The following is a 21,497-nucleotide window of genomic DNA, read 5'->3' as shown; positions in this document are numbered from 1 at the left end:
TGTGTCGTCGGATCGCGGCCTCGACCCGACGTCGTCCTCCACAGACTGCCTCGCGCCGTTGTCGGACGCGAGCCGTACTCTGGGGCCCATGCAGACCCCGGCGGACCGGCAGGACCGGCACAAGTACCCCGCCCACTGGGAGGCGGACGTGGTGCTGCGCGACGGCGGCACCGCGCGCATCCGGCCCATCACCGTTGATGACGCCGACCGGCTGGTCAGCTTCTACGAACAGGTCTCGGACGAGTCGAAGTACTACCGCTTCTTCGCGCCCTACCCGCGCCTGTCCGCCAAGGACGTCCACCGCTTCACGCACCACGACTTTGTGGACCGGGTGGGACTCGCGGCCACCATCGGCGGCGAGTTCATCGCCACCGTACGCTATGACCGCATCGGCACCGACGGCATGCCCGCCTCCGCACCCGCCGACGAGGCCGAGGTCGCCTTCCTCGTGCAGGACGCCCACCAGGGCCGCGGGGTCGCCTCCGCCCTCCTCGAACACGTCGCGGCCGTCGCCCGCGAGCGCGGCATCCGCCGCTTCGCCGCCGAGGTGCTCCCCGCCAACAGCAAGATGATCAAGGTGTTCACCGACGCCGGGTACACCCAGCAGCGCAGCTTCGAGGACGGCGTCGTACGCCTGGAGTTCGACCTCGAACCCACCGACCGCTCGCTCGCCGTGCAGCGCGCGCGGGAACAGCGCGCCGAGGCCCGGTCGGTACGGCGGCTGCTGGTCCCGGGCTCGGTCGCCGTGGTCGGCGTCGGCCGCACGCCCGGGGGCGTGGGACGCGGCATCCTCGGCAACATCAGGGACGCCGGCTTCACCGGCACCCTCCACGCCGTGAACAAGGCCTTCCCCGAGGACCTGAAGGAGATCGACCAGGTGCCCGCGCACCGCTCGGTGCGGGACATCGACGGCCCCGTGGACCTGGCCGTCGTCGCCCTGCCCGCCGAGCGCGTGCCCGAGGCGGTCGCCGAGTGCGGCGAGCACGGGGTGCAGGGGCTCGTGGTGGTCTCCGCCGGGTACGCGGAGGCCGGGCCCGAGGGGCGCGAGCGGCAGCGCGCACTCGTGCGGCAGGCGCGCACCTACGGCATGCGGATCATCGGGCCGAACGCCTTCGGGATCATCAACACCTCCGAGGACGTGCGGCTCAACGCCTCCCTGGCCCCCGAGATGCCGCGCCCCGGCCGCATCGGGCTGTTCGCCCAGTCCGGTGCCATCGGCATCGCGCTGCTGTCCCGGCTGCACCGCCGCGGGGGAGGGGTCACCGGGGTCACGGGCGTCTCCACCTTCGTGTCGTCCGGCAACCGGGCGGACGTCTCCGGCAACGACGTCCTGCAGTACTGGTACGACGACCCCGACACCGATGTCGCCCTCATGTACCTGGAGTCCATCGGCAACCCCCGCAAGTTCACCCGGCTCGCCCGGCGCACCGCCGCCGCCAAGCCGCTGGTCGTGGTGCAGGGCGCCGGATCCGCGCCGCAGGGGCACGCGGTACGGGCCACGCGGTTGCCGCACGCGACGGTGTCCGCGCTGCTGCGGCAGGCCGGGGTGATCCGGGTGGACACGATCACCGAGCTCGTCGACGCGGGGCTGCTGCTCGCCCGGCAGCCGTTGCCCTCCGGGCCGCGGGTGGCGATTCTGGGGAACTCCGAGTCGTTGGGGCTCCTCACGTACGACCAGTGTCTCGCGGAGGGGCTGCGGCCGGCGCGTCCCCTGGACCTCACGACGGGGGCCTCGGCGGAGGACTTCCGGCGGGCGCTGTCGGAGACGCTGGCCGACGACACGTGCGACGCGGTGGTGGTCACCGCCATACCGGCGATCGGCGAGACGTCTCCCGGGGACGCGGAGTTGGCGGAGGCCCTGCGGTCGGCTGCCGCCGGAGTGCCCGGGAAGCCGGTGCTCGTGGTGCACGTGGAGCTCGGGGGGCTCGCGGAGGCGCTGTCGGCCGCGGCCAGTACGGCACCGCAGGCCCGCTCCGCGGAACGACCGCCCGCCACGGGCGCGGAAGTCCGGCAGCCCACCCCGGCCACAGCCACCGGTCAGACCTGCTCCCGTCTCATCCCCGCCTACCCCGCCGCCGAGCGCGCCGTCCGCGCCCTCGCCGAAGCCGTGAAGTACGCGCAGTGGCGGCGGGAGGCCACCGACCCCGGGAAGGTGCCGGAGTTCGAGGACATCGACGAGAAGGGCGCCGCCCGGCTGATCCACGGGCTGCTCGCGCGCGGCCAGGGACTGACGCTCGGCACGGAGGAGACCTGCGAACTGCTCGGGAAGTACGGCATCCAGGTCCACCGCGCGCTTCCCGCCCCCACCCCGGACGCCGCCGCCGAAGCCGCCCGCACCCTCGGTTACCCGGTGGCCCTCAAGGCCACCGCTCCGCATCTGCGGCACCGCGCCGACCTGGGCGGCGTACGCCTCGACCTGGCCGACGAGGAGCAACTGCGCCGGGCATACGCGGAGTTGACCGAGCTGTTCGGGAGGCCCGAGGACCTGCGGCCGGTGGTGCAGGGGATGGCACCGAGAGGCGTCGACACCGTCGTACGGGCCGTGATCGACCCGGCGGCCGGAGCGGTCCTCTCCTTCGGGCTCGCCGGAGCCGCCTCGCAACTGCTCGGCGACATGGCGCACCGGCTGGTCCCGGTGACCGACCGCGAGGCGACCTCGCTGGTGCGGTCGATCCGGACGGCGCCGCTGCTGTTCGGCTGGCGCGGCTCGACCCCCGTGGACACCCCGGCCCTGGAGGAGCTGCTGCTGCGCGTGTCCCGGCTGGTCGACGACCACCCCGAGGTAGTCGCCGTCACCCTGGAGCCGGTCGTCGTCGCCCCGCAGGGCCTGAGCGTCCTGAGCGCCTCCGTACGCCTCGCGCCCCCGCCGGCCCGCGACGACCTCGGCCCGCGCACGCTGCCGGTCTACTGAGCCGGGGGAGGGGAGGGGCATGGAGATCGTCGCCGGGCGGGCGTCGCCAGAGGGGAGCCGGTGGGACCGGGAGGGCCTCGCCCGGGACCCCGCCTTGCGCACGCCCACGGCAGAACAGACGGAAGGCCTCGCGCGCTGCCTCGGCGAAACACCACCCGTCGTGGTCGCGTTCGAGGCGGAGGCCGACGGCCGGGAGGCTGCCTGCTGCCTGATCGCCGCCGAGTGGCTGGACATCCCGCCGGGGCTCGCTCGAAGACACCCGGGCCGGGCGCGGAGGCGGCCCCCGGTGCCCGCGACTGGCCCGGACCCCCCTTGCCCACGGATTAGGATGGACGCCATGGCCAAGACCAGTACGACGACCCAGGGGCTGCGCGCGGCGATCGAGCGCAGCGGCTACTACCCGGCCCTCGTGGCCGAGGCGGTGGAGGCCGCCGTGGGCGGCGAGCCCATCCGGTCGTACCTGGTCCACCAGGAGACCACGTTCGACCAGAACGAAGTGCGGCGGCACGTGACCGTGCTGGTCCTCACCGGCAACCGGTTCATCGTCAGCCACACCGACGAGCAGGCCGCCGACAGCACCTCCCCGACGCCGTACGCCACGACGTCCACCGAGTCGGTGAAACTCGGCCGGATCTCGTCGGTCGTCGTCAGCCGCGTGGTCGCCAACCCGGAGCAGTACGCCCCGGGTACCCTGCCCCGCGAGGTGGTGCTGACCATCGGCTGGGGCGCCGTCTCCCGCATCGACCTGGAGCCCGCCGCCTGCGGCGACCCCAACTGCGAGGCGGACCACGGCTACACGGGCAACTCGACGGCGGACGACCTCAGCCTGCGCGTGAGCGAGGCCGGGGACGGCCCCGAGACGGTGCGCCAGGCGCTCGTCTTCGCGCAGGCCATCTCCGAGGCGACCGCGGACGTCGCGCACTGATGGCGCAGCCCACCGCCTGGGACTCCCACCCGGAACCGCTCGCTCTCGACTCCGCCCCGCTGCCCGAGTACGGCACCGGGTCGCTCGCCGACCTGCTGCCCACCCTGGCCGCCGGGATGGCCGTACCCGGCATGACCGCCTCGATCACGGAACTGACCCCGGCCGACCGCAACTGCGTCTTCCTGATCGACGGCCTCGGCTGGGAGCAGATCAAGGCGCATCCGGACGAGGCCCCCTTCCTGACCTCGCTGCTCGCCGGCTCGCGCGGCGGCACGGGCCGGCCGATCACCGCCGGCTATCCGGCGACCACCGCGACCTCCCTCGCCTCCGTCGGCACCGGCCTGCCGCCGGGCGCCCACGGCCTGCCCGGCTACACGGTCCGCAATCCGGCGACCGGCGAGCTGATGAACCAGCTCCGCTGGAACCCGTGGACACCGCCCGCTCCCTGGCAGCCGTACCCCACCGTCTTCCAGCTGGCCCACCAGGCGGGCGTGCACGCCGCCCAAGTGTCCTCCCCGACCTTCGCGAACACCCCGCTGACCAAGGTCGCGCTCAGCGGCGGAACGTTCCTCGGGCGGCTGACCGGCGAGGAGCGCATGGACCTCGCGGCCGGGCAACTGGCCGCCGCCGACCGCTCCCTGGTGTACACGTACTACGCCGAGCTGGACGGCGCCGGGCACCGCTACGGCGTCGCCTCCGACACCTGGCGCGGCCAGCTCATGTACGTCGACCGGCTGGCCCAGCGCCTGGCCGACCAGCTGCCCCCGCGCAGCGCGCTGTACATCACCGCCGACCACGGCATGGTCGACATCCCGTTCGACGAGCAGCACCGCATCGACTTCGACGAGGACTGGGAGCTGCGCGCCGGGGTCGCCCTGCTGGGCGGTGAGGGCCGCGCCCGCCACGTGTACGCAGTGCCGGGCGCCGAGAACGACGTCCTGACCTGCTGGCGCGAGGTGCTCGGCGAGCAGTTCTGGGTGGCCTCGCGGGACGAGGCGGTCGCGGCGGGCTGGTTCGGGCCGCATGTCGACGAACGCGTGTACCCGCGCATCGGCGACGTGGTCGCCGCCGCACACGACGACGTACTGCTCATCGCCTCCGAGCGGGAGCCGAAGGAGTCGGCGATGGTCGGTAACCACGGTTCGATGACCCCTGCCGAGCAGCTGGTGCCGCTGCTCGAAGTACGCTCCTGAAGAACCCTCCGCCGACCCGCAGTCCCCGCCGTCCTCACCGAAAGGCGCTCATCTCCCCATGCCCGAGCTGGTGTTCTTCTCCGGAACGATGGACTGCGGGAAGTCGACCCTGGCTCTCCAGATCGAGCACAACCGCTCCGCGCGCGGTCTCGCGGGCATGATCTTCACCCGCGACGACCGGGCCGGCGAGGGCAAGCTGTCCTCCCGTCTGGGCCTGGTCACGGACGCGGTGGAGGTCGAGGACGGCCAGGACCTGTACGCGTACCTGGTCGAGCACCTCTCGCAGGGCGGCCGCGCGGACTATGTGATCGCGGACGAGGCGCAGTTCCTGGCCCCGGAGCAGATCGACCAGCTCGCGCGCGTGGTCGACGACCTCGGCCTCGACGTGTACGCCTTCGGCATCACCACCGACTTCCGCTCCAAGCTGTTCCCCGGCTCCCAGCGGCTGGTGGAGCTCGCCGACCGGGTGGAGGTGCTCCAGGTCGAGGCGCTGTGCTGGTGCGGCGCCCGGGCCACCCACAACGCCCGCACCGTGGGCGGTGTCATGGTGGTCGAGGGCGCTCAGGTGGTCGTCGGCGACGTCACCCGGTCAGCGGACGAGATCGGTTACGAGGTGCTGTGCCGTCGGCACCACCGCCGCCGTATGACGTCGGCGACGGCACACGCGGCGGCCCTGTCCCCGGACGTCCTGCCCGTCTCCTCCCCCTGAACGGTGGCCGTACGGGCTCAGCTCGGATCCTGGACCACCGCGAACAGCCCGCCCTCGGGATCCGTCACCGTCGCGACCCGGCCGTGCGCGCTGTCGCGGGCCGGTCTCAGCACCTGGCCGCCCAGCTCGGCGACGCGCCGCAGGGTCTGGTCCGCGTCGTCGACCTGGAAGTGCGTCAGCCAGTGCGAGCCCCGGTCCCGGGGCAGTGAGTGGCCGACGCCGTGGACACCGGCGACCGGGCGGCCCTCCAGACGCAGGGTCACGTAGTCGAAGTCGGCGGAGACCACCGGCTCCTCCTCGTAACCGAACAGCGTCTTGTAGAACTTGGTGACACTGACGGTCTCGAAGGTCAGCAGTTCGTTCCAGGCGGGCGTGCCGTGGACGCCGCCGACGGACGTGCCGGAATGCGGGACACCCTGGAAGACGCCGAACACGGCCCCCGAGGTGTCGGAGCCGATCACGAGTCGTCCGGTGTCGGGCGCCTCCAGGGGGCCCACGCCCACGGTGCCGCCGCACAGCCGTGCCATCTCGGCCGTCTGGTCCACGTCGTCCGAGGCGAAGTACGGCGTCCAGGCGATGGGCAGGTCGAGGTCCGGCGCCAGTTGGCCGATGCCGCCCACGCGGTGCCCGCCGAGCAGCGCCCGGACGTACGGTCCGAGCTGCTGGGGGCCCTGCTCGAACTCCCAGCCGAACAGCTCTCCGTAGAACTCCTGTGCCACGGCCAGTTCGTGCACCAGAAGACTCACCCAGCAGGGCGTGCCGGGCGCGCGTCGACGGTCCGTGCCGCCGTCCGTGCCGGCCGACCCCCGTGCCTCGGTCATCGTCACTCTCTCCCCGGCCCCTCGCGGTGGCCGTGTCGCTTCCGCTTACCGCACCCGCGTCCCGCGGGCGCGTGCACGCCCCGTGCCGATGCCGGCACCCTGGAGGCCCCCCGTGGCCCGGCCGCGCCGCCGTCGGGCGTGACCGTTGGATGTACAGCATGTGCCCGATCCCGTACGCCTGGTGATCGAGCCTGTCCGGCGGAGCAGAGTAGTCGGACCTGGACGACGCGGCCACCCCTGACGTATGGATGGACGCCATGAAAGCCATCATCACCGCAACGGAACTCGCGCACGACTTGACCGGGGAGAACCCGCCCGTGCTGCTCGACATCCGCTGGCAGCTCAGCATGGCCCGGGCGGCCGGCGCCCCGGCCTTCGACGGACGGGCCGAGTACGCGGCCGGGCACATCCCCGGCGCCGTCTTCGTCGACCTGGACGAGGAACTGGCCTCGGCACCCGGGGAACGCGGCCGGCATCCGCTGCCGGACACGGCGGAGTTCGGCGCCGCGATGCGCCGGGCGGGCGTGTCGTCGGGCCGGCCGGTGGTCGTCTACGACGGCGGGCAGGGCTGGGCCGCCGCCCGCGCGTGGTGGCTGCTGCGCTGGACGGGTCACCCGGACGTGCGAGTCCTCGACGGCGGGTTGCCGGCCTGGGAGGGCCCCCTGTCGAGGGACGTACCCGCCCCGGCCCAGGGTGACTTCGAGCCGGCGCCCGGCGCCGTGGGCCTCCTCGACGCGGACGCCGCCGCCGCGCTGGCCGGCTCCGGGGTGCTGCTCGACGCGCGCGCGGCGGAGCGCTACCGGGGCGATGTGGAGCCCATCGACCGGGTCGGCGGTCACATCCCGGGCGCGGTGTCCGCGCCGACGACCGAGAACGTGACGGCGGACGGTACGTTCCTGGCCGCCGGCGAACTGCGGGCCCGTTTCGAGAAACTCGGCGCGTCCGAGGACGCCGAGGTCGGCGTCTACTGCGGCTCGGGTGTCTCCGCGGCCCACGAGGTGCTGGCCCTCGCGGTCGCGGGCATCCCGGCGGCGCTGTACGTGGGGTCCTGGTCGGAGTGGTCCGCGGATCCGTCCCGGCCGGTGGCGACGGGGCCGGACCCCCGCTGACGGCAGGCGGAGGGGGCTCCCTGCTCGGGAACCCCCTCCGCTCACGGTCGTCCTACGGGCCCGCTACTCCTGCTTCTTGCGCCGCGTGCCGAACACGATCTCGTCCCAGCTGGGCACGGCGGCCCGGCGGCCGGGGCGGACCCCGTCGGCCTCGGCCTGGCGGTCCGTGGCCCCGATCAGGCGGTCGCGGTGGCTGGCGACCGAACGCGGCATGAGGACGTCGGCGTAGGCGGAACCGGCCGAGGCCGCCGGGGCAGGGGGTTCCTCCTCCTCCGGTTCGGTGGCCGGAGGCTCCTCGGGAGTCTCCGACGGCCGCTCCGGGACCACCAGATCGCCACGGAAGCTGGGCACCGCCTCCAGCAGGCTGGTCAGCGAGTCACGCTCGCCCGTGCTCTCCTCGGCCGGTTCGGACGCCTGCGACGGCAGGCTCGGCCGCTCCCGGTCCAGGGTGCGGTCGAGTGGGCGGTCGCGCGGCAGCCGGGCGATGCGCGGGACGAACGGGAAGCTCGGCTCGGGTGCGCCGAGGTCGTCGGACTCCCCGATCAGGGAGCGCGCCTCGTCGTCGACGGCCTGGACGAGCCGCCGGGGCGGGTCGTACGTCCAGCTCGCCGAGTGCGGCTCGCCCGCGACCCGGTAGACCAGCAGGACTTCCCAGGTGCCGTCGTCGCGGCGCCAGGAGTCCCACTGGACGGTGTCCTTCTCGGCGCCGCGCAGCAGCAGTCGCTCCTGGACGGTTTCACCGAGCAGCGGGCCGGAGTTCTCGCCGGGCCGGCGGACCGGGGTCTTGCGGGCCCGCTCGGCCATGAAGGCGCGTTCGGCCAGTACCGGACCCTCGAAGCGCCGCACCCGGTCGACGGGGATGCCGGCGAGCTGCGCGACCTCTTCCGCGGTCGCGCCCGCACGTATCCGCGCCTGGATGTCTCGGGGGCGGAGATGGCTCTCCACCTCGATCTCGATCTGACCGAGACGGGGCCGGTCGCCGCGTACGGCGGCGCGTAGCCGTTCGTCGATCGGAAGGGTGTACTCCGTTGAGTCGGCAGCCTTCAGCACCAGCCGTGTGCCGTCATTCGAGACGGCCACGACACGCAGTTCGGGCATGGGGACCTCCCGGGTGGTGCCTGCCGACGTCACGTGCGTCGCTGCTTCCGCTAGTCGAGTGTGGCCTGCCCGGGTGCAGCCTGCCACAACCTTGCCGAGTTGCCCGGCGTGTCGGGCACGGGCCCTGGATCGCCGTTATGGCACGGTTACCTATTCGCAACGCTAAGTGACCAACTCCGTCACCCTGTGCAACTAGCCCCCCTCCCGGCGGTCCTGCCAGGCCCCGGACATCCTGGCGGGAGACCGGTACCCAGGGCTCGCAACAGTACTCCATTTGGACCATGTGCGTGGATGGGCGCGCCGTCCAACTTCTGGCAAGGGCCGCCGCTCAGCCGTCCGCAAGCGGTTTTCGCGATCTTGTTCGTGGCGTACTTCACGCGATCCCCGGAAGCGGAACCAAGGGTTTCGCCTCGGCTACGCCCCCAACACCCTCCGCAGGTAGTCGTTCTGGAAGCGGCGGTCCGGGTCCAGCCGGTCCCGCAGCGCCGTGAACTCGCCGAAGCGCGGGTAGACCTCGGCGAAGTACGCGGCGTCCCGGGTGTGCACCTTGCCCCAGTGCGGCCGTCCCTCGTGCGCGGTGAAGATGCGCTCGGCGGCGGTGAAGTACGCCTGATAGGGGGTGCCCTTGAACATATGGACGGCGACGTAGGCGCTGTCCCTGCCGGAGGCGGTGGACAGGGTGATGTCGTCGGCCGGGGCGGTGCGCACCTCGACCGGGAAGCTGATCCGGAGGTTCGAACGGTCGACCATCGACTTGAGTTCGCGCAGCGTGTCCGCCAGCGCCTCGCGCGGGACGGCGTACTCCATCTCCACGAACCGCACCCGGCGTGGCGAGGTGAAGACCTTGTACGGGATGTCGGTGTACGTCCGCGCGGACAGCGCCCGGCTGGAGATCTGCGCGATGGCCGGGATGGTCGCGGGCACCGCCCGGCCCACCCAGTTGGCCACCTGGAACACGCCGTTGGAGAGGAACTCGTCCTCGAACCAGCCGGCCGGCTGCCCGATCGGCTTCTCCGGTCCGGCGCTGCGGTTGTTCCGCTTGGTGTTGGTGTTGCCGGTGTGCGGGAACCAGTAGAACTCGAAGTGCTCGTTCTCCGCCCACAGTTGGTCGAACTCGGCCAGGACCCGGTCGAAGGCCATCGGTTCCTCGCGGGCCGAGAGCAGGAAGACGGGCTCCACGGCGAAGGTGATCGCGGTGACGACACCCAGGGCGCCCAGGCCGATCCGGGCCGCCGCGAAGACCTCGGGATTCTCCTTCTCCGAGCAGGTGAGCACCGAACCGTCGGCCGTGACCAGCTCAAGGCCCTTGATCTGGGCGGCGATCGAGGCCGACTCGCGGCCGGTGCCGTGGGTGCCGGTGCTGGTGGCCCCGGAGACCGTCTGCTCCATGATGTCGCCCATGTTGGTCAGCGACAGGCCCTCGCGGGCCAGGGCCACGTTGAGTCTCTTGAGCGGGGTCCCCGCCTCCACCGTGACGGTCATGGCCTCGCGGTCGATGCCGCGTATGCCGGTCAACAGTTGAGGGCGTATCAACACACCGTCGGTGGCCGCGATGGCGGTGAAGGAGTGCCCGGATCCGACCGCCTTCACCTTCAGGCCGTCCTCGGCGGCCCGCCGCACGGCCGCGGCCAGCTCCTCCACGGAGGCCGGTGTCACCTCCCGCGCGGGACGGGCGGCGACGTTGCCTCCCCAGTTACGCCAGGTGCCGTTCTTCCCGCTCGCTGTGGTGCTCAAGGGTGCCTCCCCGACCCGGAGCCGGCCTGCTGAGCCGGCGGTACCCGAGGAAACCGACCGCGACCGCGACGGCCCCGGACACGGCCGGAACCCCGTACCCGGCGTGCGCGCCGGCTGCGTCGATCACCCAGCCGGCCGCGGAGGAGCCGAGCGCGACGCCGACCGCCAGGCCGGTGCTCACCCAGGTCATTCCCTCGGTGAGCTGCGCGCGAGGTACGTGCTCTTCGATGAGGGACATCGTCGTGATCATCGTCGGCGCGATGGACAGTCCCGCAACGAACAGCGCCACGGCCAGAAGCGACAAGTTTCCGACCAGTAGGAGGGGGATCATACTCACGGCCATCGCGCATATGCCCAGCAGCCACCGGCGTTCCGGCGGTCCCGGGAAGCGCAGCAGCCCGAACACCACCCCGGCCGCGCAGGAGCCCGCCGCGTACAGCGCCAGGACCACGCTCGCGGCGCCCTTGTGGCCGCGCTCGTCGGCGAAGGCGACGGTGACCACGTCGACCGCGCCGAAGATCGCCCCGGTGGCGACGAAGGTGGCCACCAGTACCCGCAGGCCCGGGGAGCGCAGGGCCGAACCGCCGGCGTTGTGCTCGCGCGGGTGCGGCTCGGGCTCGGTGGCGCGCTGGGCGGTCAGCCAGAAGACGCCGACGGCCAGGAAGCAGGCGGCCAGCAGCGGGCCCGCCTCCGGGAACCAGGCCGTGGACAGGCCGATGGAGATGATCGGCCCGAAGATGAAGCAGACCTCGTCCACCACGGACTCGAACGAGTAGGCGGTGTGCAGCTGCGGAGTGCCCCGGTACAGCGCCGCCCAGCGGGCCCGGATCATCGCGCCCAGGCTCGGTACGGAGCCGATCCCGGCGGCGCAGACGAACAGCACCCAGTCCGGCCACTCCAGGTGCGCGGCGAGCAGCAGCCCGGCCGCCGCGGCCAGCGCCACCAGGGTCGCCGGGCGCAGCACCCGGCGCTGGCCGTGCCGGTCGACCAGCCGGGATATCTGCGGCCCGATCGCGGCGGCGGACAGGGCGATGGTGGCCGACAGCGCGCCCGCGAGCCCGTACCGCCCGTTGAGCTGGGAGACCATCGTGACCACGCCGATGCCCATCATCGACAGCGGCATCCGGCCGAGGAAGCCCGCGGCGGAGAAGCCCTTGGTGCCGGGGGCGGCGAACAGGGCGCGGTAGGGGCTGGGCACGGGGGTCTCCGGTCTTCGGGCGTAAGGCGCGAACGCAGCCGATACAGCTTACGAGTTAGGTGACCCTAATGCACCTGGGAATCCGGCTGGGAAAGGCCGCCGAAAACCGGCTGAAAACCGGCCCGAGCCAGACTCTTCACCCCACTGTTTCCGGGCGGTCAGTGCCGGGTGGCAGGATCGAGCCATGCCAGACGCGCTCGATGCCACCCCCTACGACGCCCTGCTCCTGCTCTCGTTCGGCGGCCCGGAGGGCCCGGACGACGTGGTCCCCTTCCTGGAGAACGTGACCCGCGGGCGAGGCATCCCCAAGGAACGCCTCAAGGAAGTCGGGCAGCACTACTTCCTGTTCGGCGGGGTCAGCCCCATCAACGACCAGAATCGCGCCCTGCTGGACGCCCTGCGCAAGGACTTCGCCGGGCACGGCCTGGACCTGCCGATCTACTGGGGCAACCGCAACTGGGCCCCGTACCTGACGGACACCCTGCGCGAGATGGTCGCCGACGGCCGCCGCCGCGTCCTGGTGCTCGCCACCAGCGCCTACGCCTCCTACTCGGGCTGCCGCCAGTACCGCGAGAACCTCGCCGACTCGCTGGCGGCCCTGGAGGCCGAGGGCCTGGACCTGCCGAGGGTCGACAAGCTGCGGCACTACTTCAACCACCCCGGCTTCCTCCAGCCCATGATCGACGGGGTGCTCGAATCGCTCGCCGACCTCCCCGCGGACGTCCGGGCCGGCGCCCACCTCGCCTTCACCACCCACTCCATCCCGACCGCCGCCGCCGACACCTCCGGCCCGGTCGAGGCCCACGGCGAGGGCGGCGCCTACGTCGAGCAGCACCTGGACGTCGCCCAGCTGATCGCCGACGCCGTCCGCGAGCGCACCGGCGTGGACCACCCCTGGCGGCTCGTCTACCAGTCCCGCTCCGGCGCCCCGCACATCCCGTGGCTGGAGCCCGACATCTGCGACCACCTCCAGGAGCTGCACGGCCCCGGGGTCCCGGCCGTCGTCATGGTCCCCATCGGCTTCGTCTCCGACCACATGGAGGTCCTCTACGACCTCGACACGGAGGCCACGGCCAAGGCCGAGGAACTGGGCCTGCCGGTGCGCCGCTCGGCCACCGTCGGCGCCGACCCGCGGTTCGCCGCCGCCGTGCGCGAACTGATCCTGGAGCGTGCCGTAGTCGAGCGCGGCCAGGACGTCGTGCCGTGCGCCCTCGGCGCCCTCGGGGCGAGCCACGACGTCTGCCCGGTCGGCTGCTGCCCCGCCCGCGCCCCCCGTCCCGCCGCCGCGGGCGCCGACAGCCCCTACGCGTGAGGAGCCCCGTGACCGACACCCTGCACACGGACCTGCTCAAACTGGCCCAGGAGGCCGCCCGCCGGGCCGGGGAGCTGCTGCGGGACGGCCGCCCGGCCGATCTCGCGGTCGCCGCGACCAAGTCCAGCCCGATCGACGTCGTCACCGAGATGGACATCGCGGCCGAGAAGCTGATCACCGACCTGATCTCGGCCCACCGCCCCGACGACGGCTTCCTCGGCGAGGAGGGCGCCGCCACCGAGGGCACGAGCGGCGTCCGCTGGGTGATCGACCCGCTCGACGGCACGGTCAACTACCTCTACGGGCTGCCCACCTGGGCGGTCTCCATCGCCGCCGAGCAGGACGGCGAGACCGTGGCCGGGGTCGTCGCCGCACCGATGCGCGGCGAGACGTACCACGCGGTACGCGGCGCGGGCGCCTGGGTCACCGGAGCGCGGAACGGAGAGCGTCCGCTGGCCTGCCGCCCCGCGCCGCCCCTGGACCAGGCGCTGGTCTCCACCGGCTTCAACTACGTCTCCGAGGTCCGCGCCCACCAGGCCGAGGTCGCCGCGCAGCTGATCCCGCTGCTGCGGGACATCCGGCGCAGCGGCTCGGCCGCGGTCGACCTGTGCGACGTGGCCGGCGGCCGGCTGGACGGGTACTACGAGCGCGGACTCAACGCCTGGGACGTGGCCGCGGGTGACCTGATCGCCCGGGAGGCGGGCGCCCTGACCGGCGGACGGCCCGGAGAGCGTCCGTCACGCGACCTGACGGTCGCGGGGACCCCGGGGGTCTTCGAGCCCCTCCAGCGGCTGCTGGAGGACTTCGGGGCCTGGCACGACTGACCCGACCCCGCGGGCAGCGAACACACGGGACCCCCGGCGCTGGATTCGCCGGGGGTCCCGCTGTGTGCTTCAGGCCCTCAGACGCTGGGCGCGCCGACCTCCACACCGTGTTCGGCGGCGAGGCGGCGCAGGTCGTCGAGCTCTGCCTGCTCCACCTCGGCGAGGAAGTCGTCGCCCTCGTCACGAGCCCGCGTCAGGTCGGACTCGGTCGCCCTTATGCGCTGCAGAAGTCCTGCGGTGAAAGCGTCCATGCTGCGCCCCCTCGTCCTGGGTCGTGGGTCGGTGGCACGGGGGTGTGCCGATTGGGAAGGGGCGATCACGTCTCCTGTAGGTGCCCAGCGCTACCCAGGCTGGGCGGCGACGGTGCCGGACACCCACGCCCGCTCTGCGATAAGCGGATCGCGGAGTACCGCATGGTGCTGCGGCACATGCAGAGCGTGATCGCGGGGTGTAAAGCCGTCTTCCCCCCGCTCCCCTCCGCGGAAACCTCAACCGGATGAGAAAATCTCGCATTCCCCTCCCGGGTACGCGGCCCTCCCGTTCCACCGCTGTCTTACAGCCGACTTATGGCGGAAAAGGGCAGGATGGAGGTCTCACACCCCACGAAGACCCTGCCCGCGCGCGCTTCGGCGCGCTACGCGGGTGGACAGAGGAAGGACAAGCGACGTGCGCGTACTCGTCGTCGAGGACGAGCAACTGCTCGCCGATGCGGTGGCCACCGGACTGCGCCGGGAGGCCATGGCCGTCGACGTCGTGTACGACGGTGCGGCCGCCCTGGAACGCATCGGCGTCAACGACTACGACGTGGTCGTCCTCGACCGCGACCTCCCGCTGGTGCACGGCGACGACGTCTGCCGCAAGATCGTCGAACTCGGCATGCCCACGCGCGTGCTGATGCTCACCGCCTCCGGCGACGTCAGCGACCGCGTCGAGGGGCTGGAGATCGGCGCCGACGACTACCTGCCCAAGCCGTTCGCGTTCAGCGAGCTCATCGCGCGCGTGCGGGCCCTCGGCCGGCGCACCAGCGTGCCGCTGCCGCCGGTCCTGGAGCGGTCCGGCATCAAACTCGACCCCAACCGCCGCGAGGTCTTCCGCGACGGCAAGGAGGTGCAGCTCGCGCCGAAGGAGTTCGCCGTCCTGGAGGTCCTGATGCGCAGCGAGGGCGCGGTCGTCTCCGCCGAGCAGCTGCTGGAGAAGGCCTGGGACGAGAACACGGACCCGTTCACCAACGTGGTGCGCGTGACCGTGATGACGCTGCGCCGCAAGCTCGGAGAGCCGCCCGTCATCGTCACCGTCCCCGGCTCCGGCTACCGGATCTGACGGCCGTGGCCGCCACCCCCGCGCCTCCCCAGGCGCCACCGAAGCCCACCTGGGACCCCAGAAGGCCCGAGCCGCCGTTCCCCTGGCTGCGCCCGACCATCCGGATACGCCTGACGCTGCTCTACGGCGGCATGTTCCTGATCGCGGGCATCCTGCTGCTGTCGATCATCTATCTGCTGGCCGCGCAGGCGATCAACACCGGCAACCAGCCGCTGTTCAAGATCGTGAGCGGTACGGCGATCAAGGTCTCCAGCGAGGACTGCCCGGCGATCAACACGCAGACCCTGCCGCTGTCGGAGTTCAACGACGCGATCAGCCACTGCGTCGACCAGCAGCGCCAGGTCGCCCTAGACAACCTGCTCAGCCGTTCGCTGCTGGCCCTGCTGGGCCTCGCCGTGATCGCCTTCGCGTTCGGCTACGCGATGGCCGGCCGGGTGCTTTCGCCGCTCGGCCGGATCACCCGCACCGCGCGCGCGGTGGCCGGCTCGGACCTCTCCCGCCGGATCGAGCTGGACGGCCCGGACGACGAGCTGAAGGAGCTCGCGGACACCTTCGACGACATGCTGGAGCGGCTGCAGCGGGCGTTCACGGCCCAGCAGCGGTTCGTCGGCAACGCCTCGCACGAGCTGCGCACGCCCCTGGCGATCAACCGCACGCTCCTGGAGGTCCATCTGTCGGACCCGAACGCGCCCGTGGAGCTGCAGCAGCTCGGCAAGACGCTGCTGGCCACCAACGAGCGCAGCGAGCAGCTCGTGGAGGGCCTGCTGCTGCTCGCCCGCAGCGACAACCAGATCATCGAGCGCAAGCCGGTCGACCTGGCCGAGGTCGCCTCGCAGGCCGTCGACCAGGTGCACGCCGAGGCGGAGGCCAAGGGCGTCGAGATCCGGGGCGAGCGCAAACCGGCGGTCGTCCAGGGCAACGGCGTCCTGCTGGAGCGGATCGCGCTGAACCTGGTGCAGAACGCGGTGCGGTACAACGTCGCCGAGGACGGCTGGGTCGAGGTGACGACCGAGGTCCAGCACGGACAGGCGGTGCTGGTCGTCTCCAACACCGGTCCGGTGGTCCCGGCGTACGAGATCGACAACCTTTTCGAGCCCTTCAGACGGCTGCGTACGGAGCGCACGGGCAGCGACAAGGGTGTGGGCCTCGGCCTGTCGATCGCCCGGTCCGTGGCTCGCGCCCACGGCGGCCACATCTCGGCCCGGCCGAGGGAGGGAGGCGGTCTCGTGATGCGGGTCTCGCTGCCGATCTGACCGTGCCGTGACACACGCGGTGATGTTCGCTTTGCGCGGAATTTTCCGACGGTCCGACAAGGTTCATCGTGTGTGATCGATCACATGGGCGCTTTTCCGGCCATCTACTCTCCGTGATCATGATCCTTGGTGGAAAGCCGGGAAAATCCGGGTTTTCAGGTGTCGTGATCACGGGAAGTACACGGTGAGACGCCTTTGAGGTGCGGCATCCGGACCGTGTACGGTCCCCATCGCCATCCCAGCCGATCACTCTTGAGGGGTCCGGTTGGGTGTCGATTGAGTAACAGACCTTGATGTGAGGCAAAATCTCCGCCTCGGGTCGGGCACAAGTCCGGCCTCTCACGCGTTACGTGCGCTGGAGACACCGCAGACACCCAGAGGGGGAGAGCGACATGGCAACCGACTACGACACCCCACGCAAGACCGACGACGACGTCGATTCGGACAGCCTTGAAGAGCTGAAGGCCCGGCGCAACGACAAGTCCGCTTCGGCCGTCGACGTCGACGAGTTCGAGGCCGCGGAGGGCCTGGAGCTGCCCGGCGCCGACCTCTCGAACGAGGAGTTGGCCGTCCGGGTCCTGCCCAAGCAGCAGGACGAGTTCACATGCATGAGCTGCTTCCTGGTGCACCACCGCAGCCAGCTGGCCCGCGAGAAGAACGGTCAGCCGATCTGCCGCGACTGCGACTGAGGGCGGGTCGGCCGTGACTGGCTCGACCCCTCCTCGGAAGCGCCGCTTCCGCATGCCGGGAGCGGACCAGGGGCCGTCCGACGACGGCCCGTACGGCGCGCGTGACGACGAGCGGGGCTCACCCGGGACGGGAGCCTCGCTCGAACCGGCGGCCGCCCGGGGTGACCTCCCGGCGTCGGCCGGGCGGCCCGTGCCCGTCGCCGGGAGGCGGGCCATGGTGATCCGGGAGAGGGCCCGGGAAGGCCTCCGCAAGGGCCGCAGCCGCGCCAGGGCGGGTCTCTCGCACCTGGTCGACCGGATCATCGAGATCGCCCCGCGTATCCCCGTACGGGACCTTCCGACGCTGCGCAGGCAGTTCCCGGGCCTCGGGCCCGAACAGCTCGCCGACAAGCTCGTGGCGGGCGCGGCGAACGGCACCTCCACGGTCGGGGCCGGGATCGGCGCGGCGGCGATGCTGCCGGTGCCGCCCGCGATGCCCACCGAACTGGCCGCGGAGATCACCGGGGTCGCGGCGATCGAGCTGAAGCTCATCGCCGAACTCCACGAGGTCTACGGCGTACGTCCGCCGGGCAACCTCAGAGAGCGCAGCACCGCGTATCTGTCCTCCTGGTCGGAGGAGCGCGGGATCGACGTGACGAAGCCGTCGACGATCGACACGGCCCTCGGCGGCCAGATGAAGCGCAGACTGCGCCAGCAGATCATGAAGCGGATGGTCCGCGACCTGCCCAACCTGATGCCCTTCATGGTCGGCGCCGCCGTCGGCGCGGTCATGAACCGCCGTGACACCAGGAAGCTGGCCGAACGGATCCGGGCCGACCTGCGCAAGACACAGGTGCCGTGGGAGGCGCTGGACGAACTGCCACCGCTGGAGCCTCCGGCGCATCCGCTGCCGATGGGGGACATCACCGAGGAACCGAGCGGCTGACGGGAGCGCCCGCCGGCCACCCAGGGCCGCGGGGGCGCTACGCCGCGTCGCCCCGGGCGGCCTCGGTGCGGGCCGTCTCGATCGCGGCGGCCAGCTGTTCCGGGGTGCGGGTCGAGAGGTACAGGTAGGGCGTCGGGTCCTCGGGGTCGGTGACCTCGACGCGCAGGGCCGTGGGGATGTAGGCGCGCAGCAGGAGGAAGGCGCGGGTGTCGGCCTTGTAGGTGCGCCAGGCGCGGGCCTCCTCGGGGTCCAGCACCTCGCACTCGCCCAGGGCCGACACCGGGATCTTCGCCTCGCCCGCGATCAGCGAGTCACCCACGACGCGGATCCGGATCGAGCCGTACGAACTCGCCACGACCGCCGCCGCCGCCGTACCGCCGACCAGGCCGCCGAGCAGCGGAAGGGGGCCGAAGGGCAGCAGGATCAGCGCGAACGAGACCCCGACCAGGAAGCTGATCAGCCACCAGGAGCGGGGGGCGGTGAGGCGTTCGTCGTACGGGGTGGCGGAGAGCTGCATGGAGCCAAGCTTGGCACGGTGAACGGACACCCCCGACGCGCGGGTAAGGTCTGCGGCTGTGAGTGGTAGTTCCGCAGCTCTTCAGCCCCCGGCCGGCGCCGTGAAACCGGTTCGGCACCCCGACGCTCCCGCACCCGGCGAGCTCCTCGGTGCGCATTACGACCAGTGTTTCGGCTGTGGCGGCGAGCAGCCGCACGGACTGCGTCTGGCGGCCCGCGCGGGCGAGGGCGTCTCCCTCACCGCCGAGTTCGCCGTGCGGCCCGCCCACCAGGGCGCCCCCGGCCTCGCGCACGGCGGAGTGCTCGCCACCGCCCTGGACGAGACGCTCGGCTCCCTGAACTGGCTGCTGCGGACCATCGCCGTGACCGGGCGGCTGGAGACGGACTTCGTACGCCCCGTGCCGGTGGGGACCACGCTCCATCTGGAGGCCGAGGTCACCGCCGTCGCCGGGCGGAAGATCTACTCCACCGCCACCGGGCGCATCGGCGCCCCGGACGGCCCCGTCGCCGTCCGCGCCGACGCGCTCTTCATCGAGGTCGAGGTCGCGCACTTCGTCGACAACGGCCGTCAGGAAGAGATCCGGGCCGCCATGGGCGACCCCGACCAGATCCGGCGCGCCCGCGCCTTCGAGGTGAACCCGTGAGCCCCGCCGACCGCGACCCCGTACAGGTGCTGATCCGGCGCGTCGACCCCGACGTACCGCTGCCGTCGTACGCGCACCCCGGTGACGCGGGCGCCGACCTCCGCACCACCGAGAGCCGCGAACTCGCGCCCGGTGAGCGCGCCGTTCTGCCCACGGGAGTGTCCATCGCCCTCCCGGAGGGGTACGCGGCCTTCGTACACCCGCGATCCGGTCTCGCCGCCCGCTGCGGTGTCGCCCTCGTGAATGCCCCGGGGACGGTGGATGCCGGGTACCGTGGGGAGATCAAGGTGATCGTGGTGAATCTCGACCCGTACGAGACAGTGCGGTTCGAGCGCTTCGACCGGATTGCCCAACTGGTCGTCCAGCAGGTGGAGAAGGTCCGTTTCCAGGAGGTGGCGGAGCTTCCCGACTCGGCGCGGGCCGAAGGGGGCTTCGGATCCACCGGTGGCCATGCCGCTGTGGACGGCGAGAGCGGCACAAGCGGTCGGGCCGCCGAGGGCGGCCGGACGGGTGGGTATAGATACGCTTCGGTCGTATCCGACCGGGAAGGACAGTGACGTGTTCGGACGTCGCAAGAAGAAGGGTGCCGCCGAGGACGCGGCCGGCGAGGCCGAGCAGGTCGTCGACAGCGTCGACACCGAGGCGGACGAGGAAGAAGAGGTCGAGCGCGAGCGCGTCCGGCTGGAGCCGGAGCCGCGGCCCGACGGGCCCTGGGACAGCTCCGAGGTGCGTGACCCGGGGGAGGGCCGCGTGGACCTCGGCGGCCTGTTCGTGCCGGGCGTCGACGGCATGGAGCTCAGGGTCGAGGTCGCGGGCGACGCGATCGTCGCCGCGACGGTCGTGCTGCGCGACAGCGCCATCCAGCTCCAGGCCTTCGCCGCGCCCAAGCGCGAGGGCATCTGGGGCGAGGTACGCGAGGAGATCGGTACCGGCATCACCCAGCAGGGTGGCATCGTCGACGAGGTCGAGGGTCCGCTCGGCTGGGAGCTGCGCGCCCAGGTGCCGGTGCAGCTGCCGGACGGCACGGGCGGCTTCCAGGTCGTGCGGTTCGTGGGCGTGGACGGGCCCCGCTGGTTCCTGCGCGGTGTGATCTCGGGCCAGGGCGCGGTGCAGCCGCAGGCGGCCGGGCTGCTCGAGCAGATCTTCCGGGACACGGTCGTGGTCCGCGGGGAGGGCCCGATGGCGCCCCGTGACCCGATCGTCCTGAAGCTGCCGAACGACGCCCAGATGGTTCCCGAGGGCCTCCAGCAGGACGAGGCCGGCTCCCGCTTCGCCGGCGGCATGGGGCAGTTGCAGCGCGGACCGGAGATCACCGAGGTCCGCTAGACACACGCGTGGACACGTGAACAGACGCGGAGGGCCGCACCCGGCTTCGGGTGCGGCCCTCCGCGTGAGCTGTTGAACCACCGGGGGCCGGGCGGCGATACTGGCGGCCGTCCACGGGGGAGGCGACATGAGCCGAGTGGCCACCGAGACCATGGTGCGCGTCGAGAACGTCCACAAGTCCTACGGCCACGGAGCCGCCGCCGTGCACGCGCTGCGCGGTGTCTCCTTCGAGGTCCCGCGCGGTGAACTCGTCGCCCTCGAGGGGCGCTCGGGATCCGGCAAGACCACGCTTCTGAACATCGTCGGCGGGCTCGACACACCCGACCGGGGCGGGGTCGCCGTCGACGGGCAGGACCTGGCGGAGCTCGGCGAGAGCGGCCTCCTCGCCCTGCGCCGGGACCGGATCGGCTTCGTCTTCCAGTCCTTCGGGCTGATCCCGATCCTCACGGCCGCCGAGAACGTCGGCGTCCCGCTGCGGCTGCGCCGGGCCGACCCCCGCGAGCGCGAGGACCGCGTCGAACTCCTCCTGTCCCTGGTCGGCCTCGCCGGCCACGCGGCCCAGCGGCCCGGCGAGCTCTCCGGCGGCCAGCAGCAACGCGTCGCCATCGCCCGCGCCCTCGCCAACCGCCCCGCCCTCCTCATCGCCGACGAGCCCACCGGCCAGCTCGACGCCGAGACCGGTCACGCCGTGATGGAGCTGCTCAGGGCCGTCGTCCACAGCGAGCACGTCACGGCAATCGTCGCCACCCACGACGCGACCCTCCTCGACCTCGCCGACCGGGTCCTGGAACTGAACGACGGCCAGATCACCGAACACTGACGGGCTCGCCGGGGTGCGGTTCGGTCCGTCGGGGTGTCGGGGCTGACGCGGCCGAGACAGGGCGGCCTGGGACGGCGGGGGCTGCTGGGCCCGCCCTGCGGTGCTGGCCTGCCGGAGGGGGCGCGGCTGGGGCGGTGGGGGTCTGCCGAGTCTGCCGGGATGGTGCGGCC

At 72.3% G+C, this 21,497-nt stretch carries 21 protein-coding genes; 15 read left to right on the top strand and 6 right to left on the bottom strand.

Features of this window, described 5'->3' with window-relative positions; genetic code table 11:
- The first annotated feature begins 88 nt into the window (after positions 1-88).
- The 4 genes from ACZ7L0_RS04275 (at position 89) to ACZ7L0_RS04260 (ending at position 5,738) form a co-directional block, all read left to right on the top strand.
- Positions 89-2,911: a bifunctional acetate--CoA ligase family protein/GNAT family N-acetyltransferase gene (locus ACZ7L0_RS04275; protein WP_471240860.1), complete on the top strand. Its 2,823-nt coding sequence runs from the start codon at positions 89-91 to the stop codon at positions 2,909-2,911.
- Positions 2,912-3,248: 337 nt separating this feature from the next.
- Positions 3,249-3,836 (top strand): DUF5998 family protein, encoded by a 588-nt coding sequence (locus ACZ7L0_RS04270; RefSeq protein WP_471240859.1) that lies wholly within the window; start codon positions 3,249-3,251, stop codon positions 3,834-3,836.
- Positions 3,836-5,029 carry an alkaline phosphatase family protein gene (locus ACZ7L0_RS04265; RefSeq protein WP_471240858.1) on the top strand — a complete coding sequence of 398 codons (1,194 nt, stop codon included), beginning with the start codon at positions 3,836-3,838 and terminating at the stop codon, positions 5,027-5,029. Before ACZ7L0_RS04270 ends, ACZ7L0_RS04265 begins: the two co-directional genes overlap by 1 nt.
- A gap of 58 nt (positions 5,030-5,087) precedes the next feature.
- Positions 5,088-5,738, top strand: a complete 651-nt coding sequence (locus ACZ7L0_RS04260) for a thymidine kinase (RefSeq protein WP_471240857.1) — start codon at positions 5,088-5,090, stop codon at positions 5,736-5,738.
- 17 nt (positions 5,739-5,755) lie between these two features.
- On the opposite strand, the gene ACZ7L0_RS04255 is transcribed toward ACZ7L0_RS04260, so the two are convergent.
- Positions 5,756-6,559 (bottom strand): VOC family protein, encoded by an 804-nt coding sequence (locus ACZ7L0_RS04255; RefSeq protein WP_471240856.1) that lies wholly within the window; start codon positions 6,557-6,559, stop codon positions 5,756-5,758.
- Positions 6,560-6,816: 257 nt separating this feature from the next.
- On the opposite strand from ACZ7L0_RS04255, the gene ACZ7L0_RS04250 reads away from it, so the two are divergent.
- Complete coding sequence (locus tag ACZ7L0_RS04250; RefSeq protein ID WP_471240855.1) at positions 6,817-7,668, top strand: sulfurtransferase; 852 nt, start codon at positions 6,817-6,819, stop codon at positions 7,666-7,668.
- A 63-nt stretch (positions 7,669-7,731) separates the two neighbouring features.
- Here ACZ7L0_RS04250 and sepH read toward each other — a convergent pair whose 3' ends face one another.
- The 3 genes from sepH to ACZ7L0_RS04235 all read right to left on the bottom strand — a co-directional run bounded on the left by sepH (position 7,732) and on the right by ACZ7L0_RS04235 (position 11,698).
- Positions 7,732-8,766, bottom strand: a complete 1,035-nt coding sequence (gene sepH, locus ACZ7L0_RS04245; RefSeq protein ID WP_471240854.1) for a septation protein SepH — start codon at positions 8,764-8,766, stop codon at positions 7,732-7,734.
- Positions 8,767-9,180: 414 nt separating this feature from the next.
- Positions 9,181-10,500, bottom strand: coding sequence for a D-arabinono-1,4-lactone oxidase (locus tag ACZ7L0_RS04240; RefSeq protein ID WP_471240853.1), 1,320 nt, complete (start codon positions 10,498-10,500; stop codon positions 9,181-9,183).
- Positions 10,460-11,698 (bottom strand): MFS transporter, encoded by a 1,239-nt coding sequence (locus ACZ7L0_RS04235; RefSeq protein WP_471240852.1) that lies wholly within the window; start codon positions 11,696-11,698, stop codon positions 10,460-10,462. The genes ACZ7L0_RS04240 and ACZ7L0_RS04235 overlap by 41 nt, the downstream gene beginning before the upstream one ends.
- Positions 11,699-11,882: 184 nt before the next feature.
- Between ACZ7L0_RS04235 and ACZ7L0_RS04230 the strand changes: the two genes are divergently transcribed.
- Together ACZ7L0_RS04230 and ACZ7L0_RS04225 are read left to right on the top strand one after the other, a co-directional pair.
- Positions 11,883-13,010, top strand: coding sequence for a ferrochelatase (locus ACZ7L0_RS04230; protein WP_471240851.1), 1,128 nt, complete (start codon positions 11,883-11,885; stop codon positions 13,008-13,010).
- Between the two features lie 8 nt (positions 13,011-13,018).
- Positions 13,019-13,834 (top strand): inositol monophosphatase family protein, encoded by an 816-nt coding sequence (locus ACZ7L0_RS04225; protein WP_471240850.1) that lies wholly within the window; start codon positions 13,019-13,021, stop codon positions 13,832-13,834.
- A gap of 77 nt (positions 13,835-13,911) precedes the next feature.
- Here the strand turns inward: ACZ7L0_RS04225 and ACZ7L0_RS04220 are convergent, their stop codons facing one another.
- Positions 13,912-14,085, bottom strand: a complete 174-nt coding sequence (locus tag ACZ7L0_RS04220; protein ID WP_471240849.1) for a hypothetical protein — start codon at positions 14,083-14,085, stop codon at positions 13,912-13,914.
- Between the two features lie 415 nt (positions 14,086-14,500).
- On the opposite strand from ACZ7L0_RS04220, the gene ACZ7L0_RS04215 reads away from it, so the two are divergent.
- The 4 genes from ACZ7L0_RS04215 to ACZ7L0_RS04200 all read left to right on the top strand — a co-directional run bounded on the left by ACZ7L0_RS04215 (position 14,501) and on the right by ACZ7L0_RS04200 (position 18,021).
- The gene (locus tag ACZ7L0_RS04215) at positions 14,501-15,154 is read left to right on the top strand and encodes a response regulator transcription factor (RefSeq protein WP_016432179.1); all 654 of its coding nucleotides are present in this window, start codon (positions 14,501-14,503) and stop codon (positions 15,152-15,154) included.
- Positions 15,155-15,159: 5 nt separating this feature from the next.
- Positions 15,160-16,407: a sensor histidine kinase gene (locus tag ACZ7L0_RS04210; protein ID WP_471240848.1), complete on the top strand. Its 1,248-nt coding sequence runs from the start codon at positions 15,160-15,162 to the stop codon at positions 16,405-16,407.
- A gap of 392 nt (positions 16,408-16,799) precedes the next feature.
- Positions 16,800-17,096, top strand: a complete 297-nt coding sequence (locus tag ACZ7L0_RS04205) for a DUF4193 domain-containing protein (RefSeq protein WP_003993510.1) — start codon at positions 16,800-16,802, stop codon at positions 17,094-17,096.
- A gap of 13 nt (positions 17,097-17,109) precedes the next feature.
- Positions 17,110-18,021: a hypothetical protein gene (locus ACZ7L0_RS04200; protein WP_471240847.1), complete on the top strand. Its 912-nt coding sequence runs from the start codon at positions 17,110-17,112 to the stop codon at positions 18,019-18,021.
- A 37-nt stretch (positions 18,022-18,058) separates the two neighbouring features.
- Here the strand turns inward: ACZ7L0_RS04200 and ACZ7L0_RS04195 are convergent, their stop codons facing one another.
- Entirely contained in the window at positions 18,059-18,538 is a 480-nt protein-coding gene (locus tag ACZ7L0_RS04195) for a DUF3093 domain-containing protein (RefSeq protein WP_471240846.1), read from the bottom strand.
- A 58-nt stretch (positions 18,539-18,596) separates the two neighbouring features.
- On the opposite strand from ACZ7L0_RS04195, the gene ACZ7L0_RS04190 reads away from it, so the two are divergent.
- The 4 genes from ACZ7L0_RS04190 (at position 18,597) to ACZ7L0_RS04175 (ending at position 21,327) form a co-directional block, all read left to right on the top strand.
- A complete protein-coding gene (locus tag ACZ7L0_RS04190; protein WP_471240845.1) occupies positions 18,597-19,181 on the top strand; it encodes a PaaI family thioesterase in 585 nt (194 codons plus the stop codon).
- Positions 19,178-19,738, top strand: coding sequence for a dUTP diphosphatase (gene dut / locus ACZ7L0_RS04185; protein WP_471240844.1), 561 nt, complete (start codon positions 19,178-19,180; stop codon positions 19,736-19,738). Before ACZ7L0_RS04190 ends, dut begins: the two co-directional genes overlap by 4 nt.
- A gap of 1 nt (position 19,739) precedes the next feature.
- Complete coding sequence (locus ACZ7L0_RS04180) at positions 19,740-20,507, top strand: DUF3710 domain-containing protein (protein ID WP_471240843.1); 768 nt, start codon at positions 19,740-19,742, stop codon at positions 20,505-20,507.
- A gap of 127 nt (positions 20,508-20,634) precedes the next feature.
- Complete coding sequence (locus ACZ7L0_RS04175; RefSeq protein WP_471240842.1) at positions 20,635-21,327, top strand: ABC transporter ATP-binding protein; 693 nt, start codon at positions 20,635-20,637, stop codon at positions 21,325-21,327.
- Positions 21,328-21,497 lie beyond the last annotated feature (170 nt).

The sequence above is a fragment of the Streptomyces sp. NPDC039424 genome, assembly GCF_055639495.1.
Note: the sequence above shows the minus strand (reverse complement) of the source record. Positions and strands in the feature narration are given on the sequence as shown.

What these genes read in the sequence shown, in the direction of transcription:
- ACZ7L0_RS04275 (WP_471240860.1), top strand. Translation starts at nt 89, where the DNA reads ATGCAGACCCCGGCGGACCGGCAGGACCGGCACAAGTACCCCGCCCAC.
- ACZ7L0_RS04270 (WP_471240859.1), top strand. Translation starts at nt 3,249, where the DNA reads ATGGCCAAGACCAGTACGACGACCCAGGGGCTGCGCGCGGCGATCGAG.
- ACZ7L0_RS04265 (WP_471240858.1), top strand. Translation starts at nt 3,836, where the DNA reads ATGGCGCAGCCCACCGCCTGGGACTCCCACCCGGAACCGCTCGCTCTC.
- ACZ7L0_RS04260 (WP_471240857.1), top strand. Translation starts at nt 5,088, where the DNA reads ATGCCCGAGCTGGTGTTCTTCTCCGGAACGATGGACTGCGGGAAGTCG.
- ACZ7L0_RS04255 (WP_471240856.1), bottom strand. Translation starts at nt 6,559, where the DNA reads ATGACCGAGGCACGGGGGTCGGCCGGCACGGACGGCGGCACGGACCGT.
- ACZ7L0_RS04250 (WP_471240855.1), top strand. Translation starts at nt 6,817, where the DNA reads ATGAAAGCCATCATCACCGCAACGGAACTCGCGCACGACTTGACCGGG.
- sepH (WP_471240854.1), bottom strand. Translation starts at nt 8,766, where the DNA reads ATGCCCGAACTGCGTGTCGTGGCCGTCTCGAATGACGGCACACGGCTG.
- ACZ7L0_RS04230 (WP_471240851.1), top strand. Translation starts at nt 11,883, where the DNA reads ATGCCAGACGCGCTCGATGCCACCCCCTACGACGCCCTGCTCCTGCTC.
- ACZ7L0_RS04220 (WP_471240849.1), bottom strand. Translation starts at nt 14,085, where the DNA reads ATGGACGCTTTCACCGCAGGACTTCTGCAGCGCATAAGGGCGACCGAG.
- ACZ7L0_RS04205 (WP_003993510.1), top strand. Translation starts at nt 16,800, where the DNA reads ATGGCAACCGACTACGACACCCCACGCAAGACCGACGACGACGTCGAT.
- ACZ7L0_RS04195 (WP_471240846.1), bottom strand. Translation starts at nt 18,538, where the DNA reads ATGCAGCTCTCCGCCACCCCGTACGACGAACGCCTCACCGCCCCCCGC.
- ACZ7L0_RS04175 (WP_471240842.1), top strand. Translation starts at nt 20,635, where the DNA reads ATGAGCCGAGTGGCCACCGAGACCATGGTGCGCGTCGAGAACGTCCAC.